This window comes from Deferribacter autotrophicus, assembly GCF_008362905.1.
Lineage (GTDB): Bacteria > Chrysiogenota > Deferribacteres > Deferribacterales > Deferribacteraceae > Deferribacter > Deferribacter autotrophicus.
The window spans coordinates 221,719-240,640 of the sequence record NZ_VFJB01000005.1; the positions used below are offsets into that span (position 1 = coordinate 221,719).

Genomic DNA, 18,922 nt, shown 5'->3' on the forward strand with positions numbered 1-18,922 from the left:
AACTTTTAACTTTATTAAAAAAAATATTTGAAATATATTGAATCAAAATTTAGGGGTAGTTTGGGTGTGAAGAGTTTTCTTTTTTCTGTTTTAAAATCATCTTTTGGGGTTCTTACAAGTAGAATATTAGGTTTGATAAGAGATGTTTCAATAGCCGCAGTATTTGGCGCTAATGCCATTACGGATATCTTTTTTGTAGCATTTGCCATTCCTAATTTATTTAGGGCATTGTTTGCCGAAGGGGCTTTGTCATCTGCTTTTGTGCCAATCCTGGGTAATAAGTTAAAACAAAATGATGAAGCCGGTAATATATATTTGACTAATGTTTTGTTATACCTTTCTTTTTTTAGCCTTGCCGTCGTTATAATAATTTCAATTTTTTCAAAGCAAACGATTTTGATTTTTATGCCTGGTTATTCGAATGATCTTGCTTTAGTAAAAACTGCATCTGTGATCCTTGTAATCGTAATGCCATATTTATTTTTTGTGAGTATTTCAGCTCTTTTTGCTGGATATCTTAATTTAAAGGGGAGTTATTATATCCCTTATGCTTCTACAGCACTGTTGAATTTATCTATGATTATATCGGTGTATCTATCTTATCTTTTTAGTAAAAATATTTATTTTTTAGCATGGGGGGTATTTTTTGGGGGTATTTTGCAACTATTATTTGTTTTCTTTTATGCAAAAATAAAAGGATTTTATTTCACTAAGGTAGGTAAGAAAGATCCAGATGTTAAAAAAACATTTTTGTTAATAGTTCCATCGATTCTGGGGGTAGGAGTAAATCAACTGAATTTTCTCATTGGTAGAATTCTTGCATCTTTTTTGCAATATGGGAGCATTTCTTATTTGTACTATGCTAATAGATTGTTTCAATTTCCATTTGGATTGTTCTCGGTTACTATTGGCACAGTTTCGTTAACAGAATTGAGTAAAAATGATGAAGAGAAAAGGAATGAGATTATTTCAAAGGCTCTAATTTCGATTTTTTTAATAATTATACCATCCACTATAGGGATAGTTCTTTTATCAGATGAAATAATAAAGTTGGTTTTTCAAAGAAGAGCTTTTACTTATGCTGATGTTTTAAATACATCTTCAGCTTTGATCATGTATTCGATAGGGTTGGTTTTCTTTTCGATGAATATGACTTTTACAAAAGTATTTCACTCGGTTCTTGATACAAAAACTCCTGTTAAAATTTCTGTTGTGTTATTGGTGTCAAATTTCCTTTTTTCAATGCTTTTGTTAAAAAGTCTTAAACATGCCGGTATTGCGTTAAGTGCTACCATTTCTGCTTTTATTGGTAGTGTAATTTATATATATTTGTTAAAAAAGCGGAATCTTTTTGATTTCATGATTTTTATTAAAAATAAATTATTACTTCTGATGAAAATTATTTTTGCAAATGTTCTTTTGTCATTTTTGATAGTAATATTAATAAAATTTAGGATACATCTTTTGTTGATTATTTTTGCTACTGTTATTTCTTACTATTTTATTTTAATGTTGCTAAAAATTAATATATGGAGGGTGTTGAGATGAAGTGTGTAATACAAAGGGTAGATAATTGTAGAGTTGATGTGGATGGTGCTTTTTATTCACAAATAGGTAAAGGACTTTTAATACTTTTTGGTGTGGAGAAAGGGGATGTTGAAGATTCAATAACTTGGTTGGCCGATAAGTCTTGTAATTTGAGGATATTTAGTGACGATAATGGTAAAATGAGTTTAAGTGTTGCTGATATAGGTGGTGAAGTGATGATTGTGAGTCAGTTTACGTTAGCGGGTACATTAAAAAAGGGGAGACGTCCTGATTTTACTTCTGCGATGGAACCTGAAACTGCTGAAAAATTTTATGAACAATTTGTTTCTGAATGTAAAAAGATTTTAGGTGACGAAAAAGTAAAAACAGGAGTTTTTGGAGCAAGCATGAAGGTACATCTAGTAAATAATGGTCCGGTAACAATTATCTTAGAACACCCTATAAAAAAATAATGAGGTGGGCTATGAGAATAGACACAATTATTGTTGGTGCTTTATATGTGAATTGTTATATTATCAGTAAAGGTAATGATGCAATTGTTATTGATCCAGGAAGTGATTTTCATAAGATTAAAGAGTTTATTGTATCAAAATCTTTAAAACCTCTTGCCATTCTGAATACCCATGGTCATTTTGACCATGTGGGTGCAATCGAGGATGTAAAAAATGAGTTTAACGTTTCTCTTTATATGCATAAAGATGATGAATTTCTTTTAAAAAGTGCTCCACAGCATGCTTTGATGTTCGGTTTGGATGGTGTTAAAACGTCTAAGATAGATTATTACATTGAGGATGGTGAGATACTAAATTTCGGAGAGATAAATGTAAAAGTTCTTCATACTCCTGGGCATTCACCTGGTGGGGTATGTTTTTATATTGAGGAGATAAATTCTGTTTTTACAGGAGATACTCTTTTTTGTGAGTCTGTTGGAAGGACGGATTTCCCTTATGCTAACTTTAATGAGCTTAAAATTAGTGTTCAGCAAAAACTATACTCTTTAGATCCTGAAACAAAAGTTTATCCTGGCCATGGACCTTCAACATCTATTGGTCATGAACGCAAAATGAATGCATTTATAAGAGCTAAAAACTAAAATAGATAAATGTAAAGGTGGCAAAATATTGCCACCTTATTTTTAATTTTATTTGGATATTAAAAGTTCTGCAATTTGGATGGCATTTAATGCCGCACCTTTTCTGAGCTGATCACCAACAACCCAGAAATTTAAAGAGTTTTCCTTTGTTATATCCTCTCTGATTCTTCCAACATAACAATCATCTTTTCCTGATACAAAAAGTGGCATTGGATACTCGTTTTTCTCTGGATTGTCCAATACTTGAATACCAGGAGCCTGCTCAAAGAGCTCTCTTGCTTTATCTGGTGTGATTTTTTTCTCAGTTTCCACAGTCACAGCTTCAGAATGCGCTGTTAATACTGGGACTCTTACGCATGTTGCTGTAACTTCGATGGAGTCATCTCCCATTATTTTCTTAGTTTCATTGTACATTTTCATTTCTTCTCTTGTATAACCGTTATCCATAAATACATCTATATGTGGGATAACATTAAAAAGTATCTGGTGCTGAAAAGCTTCTATTTTTAAAGGTTCTCCATTTGACCAAGCTTTTGCCTGATCCATAAGTTCCTGCATTGCTTTAGCACCTGCCCCAGATGCTGATTGATATGAAGAGACAATCACACGCTTTATTTTACCATAGTCATGTAAAGGCTTGAGAGCTACTACCATTATAATAGTGGTACAATTTGGATTTGCTATAATACCATTATGTTTAAATGCATCCTCAGGATTTACTTCAGGGACAACTAGAGGAACATCTTTGTCCATTCTAAAAGCGGAACTGTTATCAATAACAACTGCACCGGCTTTTACCGCTGAAGGTGCAAACTCTTTACTTCTACCTCCACCTGCAGAGAAAAGAGCAATATCTATTCCTTTGAAACTATCGTGGGTTAGTTCTTCCACGGTGTATTCTGTATCTTTAAATTTTATTTTTTTCCCAGCCGAGCGTTTAGATGCGAGAAGACGCAACTCATTGATTGGAAAATCTCTTTCAGCTAAAATATCAAGGAAAACTTGGCCAACTGCACCTGTTGCTCCTACGATTGCTACATTATACTTTTCTTTTTTTGCTAACGCCATTTTAACCCCCCAGCAAGTTTTAAAATAAATATTATTATTTATTTATTAAGTCAATTTTTTAATAAAATAAGCTTAAATTAAAAAATAGTTTTATTTTCTAAGGTTGCAATGTGAAAATAATTAAATATTATGATTGCATGAACTTTTGGAAAAAAATAAGTAGAAAAAAAACATTTAAAATAAAGATTGGTGCTTTTGGAAGTGGTGATCATGAAACCACACAAAGTTGCTTAAATTTTCTTGAACTTATTCCATTAGAAAGGAAAAATGTTCTTGATGTTGGATGTGGCACAGGAATTTTGAGTATATATGCGTCAATTCTTGGTGCTAAGCGGGTGATTGGATACGATATTTCTTTTAACGCTTGTAAAGTGTTTAAAGAGAATGTCTCTTTGAATAGACTAAAAAACTGTTTTGTGATTTGCAGTGATGAAAATGCAATTAATGGTTGTTATGATGTTGTTATGGCAAATATCTATTTTGACATCATTCTAAACCTAAGGGATAAAGTTGACGAATGGATTTCTCAAAAAGGTGGATATTTGCTTTTGTCAGGGATACCAATTGAAGAAAATTATGAGGTTAGAAAAAATTATGTAAATAGAGGATATTCAATTATTAAAAGCTTTTTTGGTGAAGAATACACTACTTTTTTAATGAAGAAGGAGGTTTGAAATGTTTTTAGGTCATCTGAAAGATATGAAAGAAGTTCCAATGAATATGGAAGGAGCCGTAAAAGTATTTAAAAAAATTGCAATTGGTAAAGATGAGGGGTGGGATGATTATGTAATGAGAGTTTTTAGAATAGAAGCAGGTGGACATACGCCTAAGCATAAACACCCTTGGCCTCATATAAACTACGTTATTAGAGGTGCTGGTAGACTTCTTATAGATGGTAAAGATTACAGTATTGAAGAAGGGAGCGTTGCTTTTGTACCTTCCAACTTGGTGCATCAATTTAAAAATGATGGTAATGAAGATCTTGAGCTTATCTGTATAGTTCCGACAAAAGGAGAGTATTGATTTTAAAGAGGTATATCTTAAGGGTGTAATTTTATATTATAATAGATAATTAAAGTTTTTGGCGTCACCCCATTTTTTTGGATACAGAGCAAGGATAGCTTATTAATTTCAATAAATTATGCAAAAAAAAAACAGAGAGAAAATAACTGCTTCATTCTCGTGGTACATCAAGTGCTACTGCGAGGTAAATCCCCATAAAACCGCCGTCAATGGCGGTTTTATGGGGATTTAAACCCGTCAGATATTTTCTCTCTGGTATATATAAACGAGGTTTTGCGGATTTTATTGTTAGAAAGTATAATATAGAAGTTGATAAAGATTTTGTTGAACTTACAGAATCTCATATTAAGCTGAAATTTCTTCCTGTTTAGTTGCTACTTCTTCATTATCACTTGAACCAGATGTTGAAATAGATACAATAACACCTTTTTTGGGTTCTACTAATTCTATTTCATTATCAAGCTTTAGGTCTTCAATTTTGATAGATTCATGTAGATTTAAATTAGATATATCCACTTCAATATATTCAGGGATTTTATCTGGGTATGTTCTTATTACAATATGGTCAACTATCTGATTAACAATACCGCCATATTCTTCACCTTTGGCTTTTCCCACGATTTCAACGGGAATAGAGACTTCTACTTTTTCATCAGGTTTTAATGCATAAAGTTCAAGGTGCAAAATTTCATTTTTGATATAATCATACTGGATTTGCTTTAAAATGCACTGTGTTGATTCATTAAGTTCTTCAATTTCAAGATTGATTTTAAATGCACCTTCGGGGCGTTTAGAAACATCAGTCTGATTTAGATATACGTCAATGTTTTGAAAATTCTTACCTGATATCGATGCGGGGATAAATCCTTTTTTTCGCATATTTTTGATTTGGCTTTTAGAGTGATTTTTACGAGGAATAGCTTTCCATGTTACTGTTTGAAGCATATTCCCCTCCTACTAAAATTTTCAATTTTTAAATTAATATCTTGTTTTTTACTGTCAAGAGCTGATTAAAATTTAATCAGAGCCTGATTAAATTTTTCCCATGATATGTATATGTTGAAAATATAAAGATGGTAAAATTAATAGCTTTTAATATTTTGATTATGGCATGTTTTTTGATTTAGTGATCATATATTCAATTATGGAGGTTTTAATGAGGAGATGGTTTAGCTTTATTATTTTTATGGGTAGTGCTGTTAATCTTTTTGCTGCTGATGGTAAAATTGATAAGGCTGATACTTTATGGATAATTTTATCAGCAGTTTTGGTGTTAGGTATGACGCCTGCTCTTTCAATATTTTATGGTGGTATGGTAAGGGCAAAAAATATTTTATCAACTATGTCGTATAGTTTTGTTTCAATGACTGTTGTTGGTGTTTTGTGGTTTTTATTTGGACATACAATTGCATTTGGCCCGAATGGTTCTGCATTTTTGGGTAGTATGAAGTATTTGTTTGTGAATAAGGCTCTTATGACCGATATTCATGGGACTATCCCTGAATCAGTATTTGCTTTTTTTCAGGGAATGTTTGCTATCATAACTGTTGCGTTATTTAGTGGATCTGTTGTTGAGAGAATGAAGTTTTCTGCATATGTTATTGTTATAGCTTTATGGTCGCTCTTTATATATGCTCCTCTTGCGCATTGGGTGTGGGGAGATACAGGGTGGCTTGCAAGTCTGGGGGTTTTAGATTTTGCTGGCGGTTTAGTGGTACACTTATCATCTGCAGTTGCAGCAATAACTTTGATTTTACTAATTGGGAATCGTAAAGGTTTTCAAACTAAGCAGTTTTTACCTCACAATCTTGTGCTTACTGGTATTGGAACAGGGTTACTTTGGTTTGGCTGGTTTGGTTTCAATGCTGGTAGTGCTCTGGCAGTTAACTCCACTGCATTTTATGCTTTTGTTAATACATTTATTGCCGGTGCTGCAGGTGGCTTTATGTGGATGGTTCTTGAAATGAGGAATGCAAAACCAAGTTTTCTTGGAATTTGTTCAGGGATTATTGCAGGACTAGCTTCTGTTACAAATGCTGCTGGTTTTGTTACACCTCCGGTTGCTCTTTTGATAGGGTTTATGGGAGGTTTTATTTGTTATTATGCAATTCAGTTAAAATTTAAATTGAACTATGATGATTCATTAGATGTTGTAGGTGTGCATGGTGTTGGTGGTTTAATAGGTGCAATAATGACAGGGTTATTTGCTTCAATTAACGGTAAAGGGTTGTTTTTAGGAAATGTAAGTCAACTTTTTTATCAGCTTGTGGGTATTTTTGTAACAATAGTATTTACTGCAATTGGTACACTGATTATTGCAAAAATCGTAGATGGGATTGTTGGCCTTAGAGTTGATCAAGAAGAGGAAGTTGAAGGGCTTGATTTATCACAACATGGTGAGAATGCTTACAACATGTAAGGAAGATATCTTCCTTACATGTTTATTTTCCTGGACTTTTGTGGATGTGAACAACTTTTAATTCACCGTTAAATTTTACAATAACTCTTGTTTCATTTACCACTTTATAATTTGTTTCAATTTTAGTTGTAGACAAAATTAGGGTATAGGATAATAGTATTGCTGTGTTTTCATAAATCTGTGCGTGGTTATTTGTCAGATATATATTAAAACCTTTATAAGAACCTGCCCAGTCATTTTTTCATCATAAACTCATGAAAGCTTAGACTATCGATTCTATGAGAATCTACAAACCATTCACATTCATAGATGGATGAATCGGCTACAAAAGTTTGTTTGTATGTTTTAAAGTCATCAGTATATATTGCATAAAGATAGCGTTCTAAAAGTTTCTAAAGCTCTCTTTCACCAACAACAGTTTTTCTTAAAATTTTTTTTACAACCACTTTTTTTATGATATAATATATTGGGCATATGAAAAGTAAAAATAAAAAGGGAGGGAGCTTGATGAAAAAATTTCTTGTTGCTGCTAGTATAATGGTGATTGTGTTGATGATAGTTTCATGTGGTCCACCGAAAGTAGATCCTATGTCTTTATCTATTGTTTCTGCTGACACTGAGCAGGTTCAGGTACCTGAGGTTTGTAAAGCACAATATGAAACAAGAAAGTTGAGAGTTGCTGTTGTGGATTTTGCAAATAATACCACTTTTGGTAAAATGGCGGGTGTTAATACTAGTATCCAAGGGCAGGGGACAAGAACACATACTTCTGCAGGTGTGGCAGGTGTAGTGGTTGCACCAGGGGCAGCTGGGATTGGATATGCTACAGCAAGTAAGACTAAAATTAAATATTCAAAAAATATTAATACATTTATGCGTCAAATAGCCCCAAATATTGGTGAGTATGCTCAAAGTGCAGTAGAAGATATTCTTGTAAATATGGGTGGTGTTGAAGTTTTTACAAGAGCAAATATGAAAAAAGTAATGCAAGAACAGGGATTTCAGATGAATGTAGCTGATCCTAATACTCTTGTACAGTTTGGAAAGATAGCTGGGGTGAGTTATATTATAACAGGTACAGTAGATAATATAAAAGCTAACTATGTTCAACCTACAAAAAGTGAGAGTACCGATACAGGTAATGCTCTTGCGAATTTAGCTCTTTCTCTGACAAAAGCTGCTGTTAAAGCAGCAACTGAAGGGTGGAATGTTAATGTGGAAATGACTGTTCAGGTTATTGATGTATCAACTGGAAAGATTATTGCTTCCAAAAAAGTTAAAGGACGTGAATTAGCTGGTACTCAGCCATATTTCAATCCAGAATTAATAATTACTGCAGCTAAAAAAGCTATGGGTGAAGCTGCTGAAGATATAAAACCTGAATTGTCTGATTTGTTTGCAGTGAAGGGGTATATAATTCAGCTTAGAGGGAATAAAGAAGTTGCTTTAGTTAATCTTGGAACAATGAATGGAATTCAGCCTGGGCAAGAGCTTGAAGCTTATGAGTTTATGGAAATCAAAGATCCATTTAAAGGAACAGTATCATGTAGCAAAGCAAAGATACCAGTGAAATTGGTTGTTTCAGATCAGGTAGATGAGAATCAATGCTGGGTAAAAATTGAAGGTGATGATAAAAATAAGCAAAGATTGAAAATAGGAACCCTTGTAAAAAGGGCAAAACTTCATGGTCAGGGAGTTGTGGAAAAATTGTTCTAGGAGGATAAAATTATGAAAAGGAATATTTTACTGTTATTTACTGTAATTACTGCTTTTATCTTTGTTAGTTGTTCAAAACCTAAAACTGTATGTAATTTACCTACAGATAATCCTCAGCATAACTATTTTACTGGGATGGAATTGTTAGAAAAAGGTGATGTGAATAATGCTAATATGAAGTTTGAAAGATCGATACAGTGTGATCCTAAATATTCTCCAGGTTATGCTGGAAAATCATTGGCACTTGCAATGATTGCAAATACAAAAAATGATATGGGGGAAAAGCAGGTTTGGGTGGAAAGAAGCCTTGAAAGTCTTAAAAAGGCAAAGAAATATGCAAAAAATAAAGCACAGGAATATGTTTATTATGTAACGGCAATTAGAACGTATACGGAATTAAGGATAGAAGACTGGCTTGATAAAGTAAAAGATTTTTATGATGACGCTAAAGATATTGAGAAAAGAGTAAATTTCAATGAGCTTCCTTATTATCAGGGACCTGAGGCTTTAGAATATTTTATGGGTGTGGCATATTTGAAAGGTGAGAAGTTTCAAAAAGCAAGAGATGCTTTTGCTGGTGTACTAAATATGTCAAGACAGAGTAAGTGGCATGCATCGGCAAATACAATGTGGAAAAAGGCTGATAAAATTGTTAGGGCAATGGCAGGTATAACTGTTGGTAATGTGGGTAAAAAAATTGCTGTAAAAGATGCTGTTTCAAGGGCAGATTTTGCAGCTTTACTTGTAGATGAGCTAAGAATTGAGAAAATTATGGAAGGAAGAATACCAGTAAAATCTAAAATTGCTAAAATGAATCCAGAATTTATACCTGCAGATATTCTAAATAATCCATTTAGACCTGAAATTGAAATTGTTTTAAAATGGAATATAAGAGGATTATCACCAATATATGATGAAACAACAAAGGCGTATCTCTTCTTTCCTAATAAGCCTCTTACACGAAAAGAATTTGCTTTGATACTGGAAGATGTGCTAGTAAAACTTACAGGTGATGAGTCTTTACCAAGGAAATATTTTGGACAAGAAAATTCTCCGTATCCTGATGTTAGAGCAACTGCCCCATGGTTTAATGCTGTGATGAACGTAGTAACTAGAGGACTTATGGAAACAGAGCTATCCGGTGAATTTAGACCAGATGATTATGTGGATGGTGCGGAAGCATTACTTGCTATAAGAGTTCTTAGACAAACTCTTAATGTGTACTAGGAGTAGGAGGGCGAAATGAAATTTTCTAGATTATTAGTTGTAATACTTATTGTTTTATGTGCAACATTTGTTTTTGCGCAAACTTATGGTCAACCACAGCCATATAATCCTGGGTATCAACAACCTTATAATCCTGGATATCAACAGCCTCAGCCATATGGTCAATCTGTGCAAAATTATCAACAACCATATGGTCAGCCTCCATACGGGGCCGGGCCTTATAATCCACAAATGGGACAACCTATGATGCAGCACCAGCCCATGGGGCAACCAATGATGCAGGGAGGAATGCCACCTTTACCTCAACCAATTACTAATCCGTCTGCAGTATTTTCTCTTGGTTATATAAGAGTTATAGGGGAATCTGAAGCAGGGCAGAGAAGGTATGCTGCTCTTAGGGCTGCAAAGGTAATTGCTCAAAGAGACCTCCTTGAAGTAATTCAAGGAGTGACAGTGGCTGGTGATACAACTGTACAGAATGGTTTATTAGTAAATGATGTAATAAGGTCAACAGTTCAGGGGTTCTTACAAGGAGCACGAGAGTGTGGTAGATATTATGATATGACTCAGGGTGTTGGGTATGTATGTTTGGAAGTAGGGACAAAGTCATTTGTTACTGCGATGTTTCAAGATCAAAACGCAAGACAGGCAATATTTCAGGCTGTTCCACCTGCCCCTGTTTTTCAGCCACAAGTTGTACCTCCAGCACCTCGAGCTTATGATGGTTTAATAGTTGATACTACTGGAACGAACTTTAGGCCTGCTTTGATAAACAGAATTTTAAGCGATAAAGGGGAAATATTATATGATCCTACTAAGATTGCAGAAGATATTTTAGCTCAAAGAGGGTGTGGCGATTACACAAATGAAATAGGAAAAGCTAAAGCTATTCTTTCTGAAAGAGGTGTTAATAACCCATTAATTGTTAAAGCAATTGGGGTTGTAAAGTATACTGATGTAAAAATTTCTGCCGATGATGCCACTACTGTATTTGCATCAAATCAAAAAACAAATTTTTTAGAGGGTGCAAAAGTAGTATTTGTTCTTAGGTAAGGGGGTTCCCCTTACCTTTTTTTTATCAAGGGGGTAATATGAAAAAACTGCTATTTTTTGTCCTGTTGCTATTTCCTGTAATTGTTTTTTCGATGGGGGAACAAGGGATATTTATACAAGCTTATGGTGAGGCTGAGATTATTAATGATGATGTTCAAACGGCAAAGTTGCAAGCTGTGGCAAGAGCAAAGTGGTCTGCTTTAGAACAGGCGGCAGGTGTAAAAGTTAAAGCACAAAGTGTGGTACAAAATGCCATTTTGGTGGATGAAGCAATAAAGTCGGAAATTCAAGGAGTTATTAAGGGGTTTCAAATCGTTAAAGAAGGACAAAATCAAGGAGTTTACTGGGTTCAGATTAATGCCTTTATAGTTCCTAGCAAAGCTAAAGATGCTGTGGGTGTAATTTCAAGAAATACTGCTATATCCGTGATAATACCTCTGATTTTTCCTGATGGCAGAGTGGAGGAATCTAATCCTTTGAGTGAAAGATTGATAAATGAGCTATCCGTTCAGGGTTATGATGTGATAGATATTGCAAGTGGTTCTAATGTAACTGTCTTTCAGCTTGATCATGCCTTGAGAACAAATAATTTCTTGATGATTAGAAATCTTGCATATCAATATTTATCAAATGTGATGCTGGTGGGCAAAGTGACTACCACAATGACTGCAAAGGAGGGTAAAAACATAGGTTACGGGGTTAGTTTACCATACAATATTGTAACAGGTAGGTTGGTTTATCGCTTGATTACGGAGAGAAGGGGGCAAAGAGTGATACTAGCTAGTGGTTATTTATCTGGACGTGGTATGGGGGCATCAGTTGATGATGCGACATATAAGATGTTGGAAGATATGAGTGAGAAGGTAGCTAACCAATTGGTCAGTATTATTATAAATAAAATTAAAGGTTCTGCTAAGAAAATCAAAGTGGTTTTAACAAATGTGAGTGATATGCAGAAAATGATGGAGTTTAAAAATTTTATTCAATATGTGAGCTGGGTCTTGTCTGTACAAGATCAGGGTATAAATACTTTTTTAGTGGAATATCCTGAGAAGGCTCTGTATCTAGCTGCTGCAATAAATAGCAGACCAAACTATAAAGTGGTAAAGTTTAGTGAATATGAGATTGATGTACAAATTCTTAATTAGTTTTTTAGTTTTTTGTTCTGTAGCGTTTGCTGATAATTCAACAACGAGTGGTAATCGTGAAGTATCCGATATTCTTTTTGCTCGTCAGTCCATCGCTGAAGGAAAATATTATGTGGAGGTAGGAAAATATCTTGATGCTTTAGAGTATTTTGAAACAGCTCTTGAGGCAACAAGTAACAAATATATTGTGGCTGATGCCCTTTTGCAGAAAGCCACACTTTTTGCCCATTATCTCGATAAACCAGAAGAGGCTGCTAATATTTATGAAGAAATATTTAAAAGATTTCCTGATTTACCTCAAGGGGAGACTGCTCTTTATAAGTTAGCTTTACTTTACAATGATTTTCAAGATGAAAGAAAAGCTTTACAGTATTTCAAACTTTATTTGCAGTATTATCCAATGGGAAGGTTCAGATTTACTGCTTCTTTCTTTGTTGAAAGATATACAAAAAAACCGTTGTATACTCCTAGGCAAAGGTTTTCATTACCACCTGTTACTATAAAAAATGCTCCTGATATAAGGGTCAGGTTGTACAAAGGCAAAGCTGCAAAACTAAAAGGGAATATGATTTTGAAAGATACAGCAGGAAGAATACTTTATCAATATAATGGTGTTCTTAATCTTTCTGCAAGTGGTCAGTCGATAATGGTTAATTACAGGCCAATTAATACACAGACGCTTTTTATTTACAGTAACGGTAGTTATCTATCTATATATAAAAAGAAGAGTTTTAGGAAGTATCGTGGGTATTTCAAAGCTTTTGTTAAAAAAGGTAAATTATATGTGGTTAATATTTTAAATATTGAAGATTATTTAAAGAGTGTTGTGACAAGTGAATCGCCTTCCGGCTGGCCATTAGAGACATTGAAAGCTCAAGCAGTGGCAGCTAGGACTTATGCTTTGTATCAGAAATTACACAGGGAAGATTGGAGCTATGATGTGGTGGATAGTGAGGGGGATCAGGCTTACAACGGAGTAAGAAATGAAACAGATAAGGGGATTAGAGCAGTAGCTGAAACTACAGGATTGGTATTAACATACCGAGATAGACCCATTTTATCTTTTTTTACTGCAAGTACAGGATGGTATATAGATGATCCTAGGTATATTTTTGGTTCGGGATATCCATATTTACGTTCTAAACCAGATCCTTACAGTGCTAAAGAAAAGATGGGTAGATGGACTAAAAAAGCGACTTTGAGCCAAATTGAAATTTATTTAAAGAAAAAAGGTGTAAATCTAGGGACTATTTATTCTATTCAGCCGTATAAAGTAACGCCTGCTGGTAGGGTAATAAAAGTGAAAATAATCCATTCAGGTGGTAGTAAAGTGATGAGAACGTATACTACGGTGAGAAGGGCTGTAGGGTTATACGATATCCTTTTCAAAATAAGCCAACAGGGTAATAATATAGTTTTTACTGGAGGAGGTTTTGGGCACGGTATTGGTTATTCTCAATGGGGAGGCAAGGCTCTGGGAGAAATGGGAAAAAGATTTGACGAAATACTAAAATTTTATTATGAAGGTGCTGTCTTGAAAAAAATGTGGTGAGGGTATGTGATGCAAAAAGGGATTACAAGTCTTGGAAGATTTTTAATTGAAGAGCAGAGGAAACATCCTGAAGCTACAGGTGATTTTACGATTATTCTCGAGCAAATAGCTTTTGCCGCTAAGATAATAAGTAGAGAGGTGAATAAAGCTGGTTTAATCAATATCCTTGGTAAAACTGATTCTATAAACGTTCATGGTGAAGAGCAGCAGAAACTTGATGTATATGCAAATAGCAAGATGATACAGGCTCTTGATCATATTGGTAAGGTATGTGCTATGGCTAGTGAAGAGGAAGATGAGGTAATACAAATTCCTGAAAAGTATCCAAAGGGGAAATATGTAGTGGTATTTGACCCGCTTGATGGTTCAAGTAATATAGATGTGAATATCAGTATAGGTACTATTTTTGGGATTTACAAAAGGGTTAGTGAAGGAGGGAATGGTTGTAAAGAAGATTTTCTACAAAAAGGTAGAAATCTTGTGGGCGCTGGCTATGTGATTTACGGTTCAAGTACAATGTTTGTCTATTCCACTGGAAATGGAGTGAATGGTTTTACTTTGGATCCAAGTGTAGGTGAGTTCTTACTATCACATCCAAATATAAAAATTCCTGAATATGGTAAAATATATTCAATTAATGAGGCAAATTATCATAGATGGAATGAAAGAATAAGAAAGTATGTGGAGTATATTAAAAATTATGAGGAGAGACAGTATACATCAAGGTATATCGGTTCACTTGTGGCTGATTTTCACAGAAATCTTTTAAAAGGTGGAGTATTTCTTTATCCTGGAGATTCAAAGAACCCAAAAGGAAAACTTAGATTATTATATGAAGCAAATCCTTTAGCATACATTGTTGAACAGGCTGGTGGCCTTGCAACAGATGGTGAGGAGATGATTCTTGATATTCAACCTGAAAAATTACATCAGAAAACACCACTAATTATTGGTTCAAGGTGGGAAGTAGAAACATTTCTAAAGTTTATGAGGGATGAGGCCTGATGTCAGGCCTCATGTTTATTGGAGCCCATGAATCAATTGCAGGTGGTGTTTACAAAAGTATAAATTTTGCCATATCTGATGGTGATGAATGTCTTCAAATATTTGTAAAAAATGCTAGCAGATGGAAAGCAAAACCTTTAACTGTAAATGATATAAATAGATTTATTGAGAAGGCGAGAATTTTTGGAATCGATAGAATATGTGCTCATAGTTCATATCTGATTAATCTTTGTTCTCCAAGAAAAGACACTGAAGAAAAATCCATTGAGTGTTTTATTGATGAAATGTCTAGATGTGAGCAGCTTAAAATACCTTATTATGTAATGCATCCAGGCTCGCATCTTGGTGAGGGGGAAGAATACGGTTTGAAAAAACTTGTAAACAATATTGATAAAATATATTCAGAATACAATTTTGATGTTATGCTGTTACTTGAGACAACTGCAGGACAGGGTACAAATCTTGGATATAAATGGGAGCATATACACTATGTCATTGAACATTCAAAATTCTCTGAAAAAATTGGAATATGTCTTGATTCGGCACATCTTTATGCTGCAGGTTATGATTTAAAAAACAACTATGACGAGGTGATAGATCTTTTTATAAGTAAATTTGGAGATAAAATAAAGGTATTTCATCTTAATGATACCAATAAAAACTGTGGTTCAAGGGTAGATAGACATGAGTACATTGGAAGAGGGATTTTAGGCTTGGAATTTTTTGAAAAAGTGGTGAATGATAAAAGGTTAGGTGGAGTGCTTGGAGTTTTAGAAACACCAATTGATAATGATGAAACTTATAAAGTGCAGGTAGAGATTTTAAAGTCCCTGAGGAGGGAGTTATGAAAAAGGCGCTTTTAGTAATTGATATGTTAAATGACTTTATTTTGGATGGAGCTCCATTACAAGTACCAGATGCAAAAAATATTATTCCTAATATAAAAAGAGAAATTGAGAAGGCAAGAAAAGATGGGTATCCGGTAATTTATGTGTGTGATGCCCATGATGAAGATGATGTTGAGTTTAAAATTTGGCCCAAACATTGTGTAAAGAATACAGAGGGGGCAAAGGTAGTTGATGAATTGGCGCCTAAAAAAGATGATTACATTGTGGAGAAAACAAGATATTCCGGATTTTTCAATACAAACTTAAATGATTTGCTCCAGGATTTGGGTGTGGATACTTTAATTGTAACAGGAGTGGTTACAAATATTTGTGTTATGTATACAGTAGCTGATGCAGTTAGTCTTGGATATAAAGTTATAGTGCCAAAGGATTGTATAACTGGGCTTGATGAAAAGACACATGAATTTGGTATTTATCAACTGGAAAAAGTTCATATGGTGGAGTTGATTTAATGAAAGATTTATCTCCTGAAGCTATAATTTTAAAGGAGCTTGTTAAACCTGAGAGAATTGAAGAAACACATATATCCTATGCAATGATAACAGATGAATATGTGTATAAGTTAAAAAAACCGGTTGATTTTGGTTTTTTGGACTACAGGCTTTCAAAAAGCAGAAGAAGATATTGCATACTGGAAAAAGAGTTAAATTCTAGATTTAGCAAAGATGTTTATCTGGATGTTTTGAAAATAATAAAATTTGGAAAAGAGTTCAAACTTGTGCCACATACCAACACGATGTTTGCTATTGATTATGTTGTAAAGATGAGAAGGATAAAAGATGAAGATTTTTTTAGCACCAAATTAAAAAATGGAGAGATCAACAGTGAAAAAGCCTATGAAATAGGAAGACAAATTGCAAGTCTTTTCAGGAAGATTGAGACACCTATTGAGCAGGCAATGGAGCATGGTTCTTATGATGTGGTAAAGTTTAATTGTGAGGAGAACTTTACTCAGACTGAAAAATATGTGGGTAATTTAATCGATGAAAAGATTTTTGATTTTATAAAGAATAAAACGTTAAAATTTTTAAATGATAATAAATCACTTTTTGATAAAAGAGTAAAAGAAGGTTTTGTGAAGGATGGACATGGCGATTTGCGTATTGACCATGTTTATTTTGATGGAGAGGAGATAGGGCTTCTTGATTGTATTGAGTTTAACAGAAGATTTAGATTCAATGATGTTGTTTCTGAGATTGCTTTTTTGAGTATGGAGTTGGATACAAAAGGTTATTATGAGATTTCTGATAATATAGTAGAAGGATTTTTTTCAGTATTCAGCGATGAAAATAGTAGAAAATTGTTAAATTTTTACAGATGTTACCGGGCTTATGTGAGAGCTAAGGTTACATGTTTTCTTCTTGAAGAAAAGGGGGAAGAATGGGATGGTTATGAAGTAACAAAACAGAATTTAGATAGATTGTTAGATGCTGCCTTTGTTTATGCTTTGAATATGGATGGACTTAAAAATTATGTTTTTTATGGTATTATGGGGTCTGGAAAGACAAAGAATTCAAAATATTTTACCAAGAAATTTCCTTTTAGACATATAAATACAGATGTGGAAAGAAAATTACTTTTTGGATATAATCCTGAAGAATCGGTGAAAGTTGATTTTAATAAAGGGTTGTACAGTTACGAAAATAGCTTAAAAACTTATGGGCATATTGCAAAAAAAGTTAATCACTTAAATAGAATTGGGCGAGCTGTCGTTATTGATGGGAGTTTTTCAAAGAAAGAATATTTTTCTTTGCTTGATGAACAAAAATTACGTTATTATAAAATAATGTTTACAGCACCACTTGAAGTTCTTAAAAAAAGACTTATAAGAAGAGAGGACAAAGTATCTGTTTCGGATGGGCGATTGGAACTTTTAGATAAGCAAGTAAATAGCTTTGAAACTGGAAATATGGCTGATTTGGTGGTGGAGACCACGGGAAGTATTGAAGAAAATATAAAAAGAATAGTTGAGTTTATTTTAGATAATGAGGCATAATTTTACAATAAAACAGATTAATTCCCCTTTTGAGGATACAGCATTTTTTGTTAGAAATGTTTACAAAAGACAGGCTTTTTTGCTTGATTGTGGCAGACTTGGTAATATAGAAAATTCTGAAATTCTTAGTATTTCAGATATTTTTGTTTCACATACACATATTGACCACTTTTATGGCTTTGATAGAATTTTAAGAGGTTCTCTAAGATCTGATAAAAAAATCAGAATTTTTGGCCCTCCTGGTATCATAAATAATGTAAGTGGTAAGATACAGGGATACACCTGGAATTTGATAAAAAATTATACATTTAAAATTGAAGTGGTTGAATTACGTGGTGATGGTAAGATAAAACAAGCGTTTTTTAATGCGGAAGATGGTTTTATCCCTTATTTTGAGGAGAATGTTATAGATAGAATTGAGCTTGAGGACGGTTTTATTTTAGAATATGAATTTTTTGATCATGACATAATTTCTGTGGGTTATAGAATTAAAGAAGATAAACATGTGAATATAAAGAAGGATGTATTTGATAAGTATGGCTATATACCAGGGCCTTGGCTCAGCACTTTGAAAGCAAAACTTAGAAACTGCACCGATTTGAATGAAATGATTCCAGTAGAAACCGTAGATGGAACGAAAGAAATTGCACTTAAACAGCTTGAAGAAGAGCTTGTTATATATAAAAAGCCGCAAGATATTACATATATTACCGATATTGCACCAACTTATGAAAATTTTGTAAAAGCTGTGAATTTTGCTAAGAATTCATCTATATTACTTATTGAGGCAATGTTTTTAAAGTGTGATATAATAGATGCAATTTATAAAAAACATTTGACAGTTGAACTTGCCAAAGAAATTTTTGCATCAAGTAATTCTATTTATGTTAAATTTTTTCATTTTTCTCCAAAATACGAAAAGGATAAGGGAAAGTTTTTTGCAAATTTGTATTCAGGTATTTCAGATAAGATTTTAAAAACATTATAAATATTTACAGTAATTTTTGAGCATATCTTATATCTATTCTGGAGTCACCCCATTTTTTTGACATAGAGCTAGAAAATGTTATTAATTTCAATGAATTACTCAAAAAAAGCCAGAGATAAAATATCTTCCTCATTCTCATGGCACGTCCAGTGCCACTGCGAGGTAAATCCCTCTAAAA

General features: G+C 33.6%; 20 protein-coding genes. 16 read left to right on the forward strand and 4 right to left on the reverse strand.

Features of this window, described 5'->3' with window-relative positions; translation table 11 throughout:
- Nucleotides 1-66: 66 nt before the first annotated feature.
- The 3 genes from murJ to FHQ18_RS06960 are packed head-to-tail and all read left to right on the forward strand — an operon-like array spanning nt 67 to nt 2,641.
- Complete coding sequence (murJ, locus tag FHQ18_RS06950; RefSeq protein ID WP_149266447.1) at nt 67-1,548, forward strand: murein biosynthesis integral membrane protein MurJ; 1,482 nt, start codon at nt 67-69, stop codon at nt 1,546-1,548.
- The gene (gene dtd / locus FHQ18_RS06955; protein WP_149266448.1) at nt 1,545-2,000 is read left to right on the forward strand and encodes a D-aminoacyl-tRNA deacylase; all 456 of its coding nucleotides are present in this window, start codon (nt 1,545-1,547) and stop codon (nt 1,998-2,000) included. Before murJ ends, dtd begins: the two co-directional genes overlap by 4 nt.
- A gap of 11 nt (nt 2,001-2,011) precedes the next feature.
- Entirely contained in the window at nt 2,012-2,641 is a 630-nt protein-coding gene (locus FHQ18_RS06960) for an MBL fold metallo-hydrolase (RefSeq protein ID WP_149266449.1), read from the forward strand.
- A 48-nt stretch (nt 2,642-2,689) separates the two neighbouring features.
- Here FHQ18_RS06960 and FHQ18_RS06965 read toward each other — a convergent pair whose 3' ends face one another.
- The gene (locus FHQ18_RS06965) at nt 2,690-3,709 is read right to left on the reverse strand and encodes an aspartate-semialdehyde dehydrogenase (protein WP_149266450.1); all 1,020 of its coding nucleotides are present in this window, start codon (nt 3,707-3,709) and stop codon (nt 2,690-2,692) included.
- A 137-nt stretch (nt 3,710-3,846) separates the two neighbouring features.
- Between FHQ18_RS06965 and FHQ18_RS06970 the strand changes: the two genes are divergently transcribed.
- Nucleotides 3,847-4,383 carry a 50S ribosomal protein L11 methyltransferase gene (locus FHQ18_RS06970; protein ID WP_149266451.1) on the forward strand — a complete coding sequence of 179 codons (537 nt, stop codon included), beginning with the start codon at nt 3,847-3,849 and terminating at the stop codon, nt 4,381-4,383.
- Nucleotide 4,384: 1 nt separating this feature from the next.
- The gene (locus FHQ18_RS06975) at nt 4,385-4,732 is read left to right on the forward strand and encodes a cupin domain-containing protein (protein WP_149266452.1); all 348 of its coding nucleotides are present in this window, start codon (nt 4,385-4,387) and stop codon (nt 4,730-4,732) included.
- A gap of 345 nt (nt 4,733-5,077) precedes the next feature.
- On the opposite strand, the gene FHQ18_RS06980 is transcribed toward FHQ18_RS06975, so the two are convergent.
- On the reverse strand, nt 5,078-5,677 hold the full coding sequence (locus tag FHQ18_RS06980; RefSeq protein WP_149266453.1) for a 50S ribosomal protein L25: 600 nt from the start codon (nt 5,675-5,677) through the stop codon (nt 5,078-5,080).
- Nucleotides 5,678-5,888: 211 nt separating this feature from the next.
- On the opposite strand from FHQ18_RS06980, the gene FHQ18_RS06985 reads away from it, so the two are divergent.
- Nucleotides 5,889-7,151 (forward strand): ammonium transporter, encoded by a 1,263-nt coding sequence (locus tag FHQ18_RS06985; RefSeq protein ID WP_149266454.1) that lies wholly within the window; start codon nt 5,889-5,891, stop codon nt 7,149-7,151.
- Nucleotides 7,152-7,173: 22 nt separating this feature from the next.
- On the opposite strand, the gene FHQ18_RS12970 is transcribed toward FHQ18_RS06985, so the two are convergent.
- Together FHQ18_RS12970 and FHQ18_RS12975 are read right to left on the reverse strand one after the other, a co-directional pair.
- Nucleotides 7,174-7,356 carry a nuclear transport factor 2 family protein gene (locus FHQ18_RS12970; RefSeq protein ID WP_149266579.1) on the reverse strand — a complete coding sequence of 61 codons (183 nt, stop codon included), beginning with the start codon at nt 7,354-7,356 and terminating at the stop codon, nt 7,174-7,176.
- 28 nt (nt 7,357-7,384) lie between these two features.
- Entirely contained in the window at nt 7,385-7,516 is a 132-nt protein-coding gene (locus FHQ18_RS12975; protein ID WP_149266580.1) for a nuclear transport factor 2 family protein, read from the reverse strand.
- 142 nt (nt 7,517-7,658) lie between these two features.
- On the opposite strand from FHQ18_RS12975, the gene FHQ18_RS07000 reads away from it, so the two are divergent.
- The 10 genes from FHQ18_RS07000 to FHQ18_RS07045 are packed head-to-tail and all read left to right on the forward strand — an operon-like array spanning nt 7,659 to nt 18,744.
- Nucleotides 7,659-8,867, forward strand: a complete 1,209-nt coding sequence (locus tag FHQ18_RS07000; RefSeq protein WP_149266455.1) for a CsgG/HfaB family protein — start codon at nt 7,659-7,661, stop codon at nt 8,865-8,867.
- A 12-nt stretch (nt 8,868-8,879) separates the two neighbouring features.
- On the forward strand, nt 8,880-10,094 hold the full coding sequence (locus FHQ18_RS07005) for an S-layer homology domain-containing protein (protein ID WP_149266456.1): 1,215 nt from the start codon (nt 8,880-8,882) through the stop codon (nt 10,092-10,094).
- Nucleotides 10,095-10,109: 15 nt separating this feature from the next.
- Entirely contained in the window at nt 10,110-11,147 is a 1,038-nt protein-coding gene (locus tag FHQ18_RS07010) for a polyadenylate binding domain-containing protein (protein WP_149266457.1), read from the forward strand.
- 38 nt (nt 11,148-11,185) lie between these two features.
- Entirely contained in the window at nt 11,186-12,295 is a 1,110-nt protein-coding gene (locus tag FHQ18_RS07015) for a flagellar assembly protein T N-terminal domain-containing protein (RefSeq protein ID WP_149266458.1), read from the forward strand.
- Nucleotides 12,276-13,847 (forward strand): SpoIID/LytB domain-containing protein, encoded by a 1,572-nt coding sequence (locus FHQ18_RS07020; protein WP_223144593.1) that lies wholly within the window; start codon nt 12,276-12,278, stop codon nt 13,845-13,847. The genes FHQ18_RS07015 and FHQ18_RS07020 overlap by 20 nt, the downstream gene beginning before the upstream one ends.
- A 9-nt stretch (nt 13,848-13,856) precedes the next feature.
- Entirely contained in the window at nt 13,857-14,852 is a 996-nt protein-coding gene (fbp, locus tag FHQ18_RS07025; protein ID WP_149266460.1) for a class 1 fructose-bisphosphatase, read from the forward strand.
- A complete protein-coding gene (locus FHQ18_RS07030) occupies nt 14,852-15,700 on the forward strand; it encodes a deoxyribonuclease IV (RefSeq protein WP_246798679.1) in 849 nt (282 codons plus the stop codon). Before fbp ends, FHQ18_RS07030 begins: the two co-directional genes overlap by 1 nt.
- Entirely contained in the window at nt 15,697-16,212 is a 516-nt protein-coding gene (locus FHQ18_RS07035) for a cysteine hydrolase family protein (RefSeq protein WP_149266461.1), read from the forward strand. The genes FHQ18_RS07030 and FHQ18_RS07035 overlap by 4 nt, the downstream gene beginning before the upstream one ends.
- Nucleotides 16,212-17,756 (forward strand): bifunctional aminoglycoside phosphotransferase/ATP-binding protein, encoded by a 1,545-nt coding sequence (locus tag FHQ18_RS07040; RefSeq protein ID WP_149266462.1) that lies wholly within the window; start codon nt 16,212-16,214, stop codon nt 17,754-17,756. Before FHQ18_RS07035 ends, FHQ18_RS07040 begins: the two co-directional genes overlap by 1 nt.
- The gene (locus FHQ18_RS07045; RefSeq protein WP_149266463.1) at nt 17,746-18,744 is read left to right on the forward strand and encodes an MBL fold metallo-hydrolase; all 999 of its coding nucleotides are present in this window, start codon (nt 17,746-17,748) and stop codon (nt 18,742-18,744) included. Before FHQ18_RS07040 ends, FHQ18_RS07045 begins: the two co-directional genes overlap by 11 nt.
- Nucleotides 18,745-18,922: the final 178 nt, after the last annotated feature.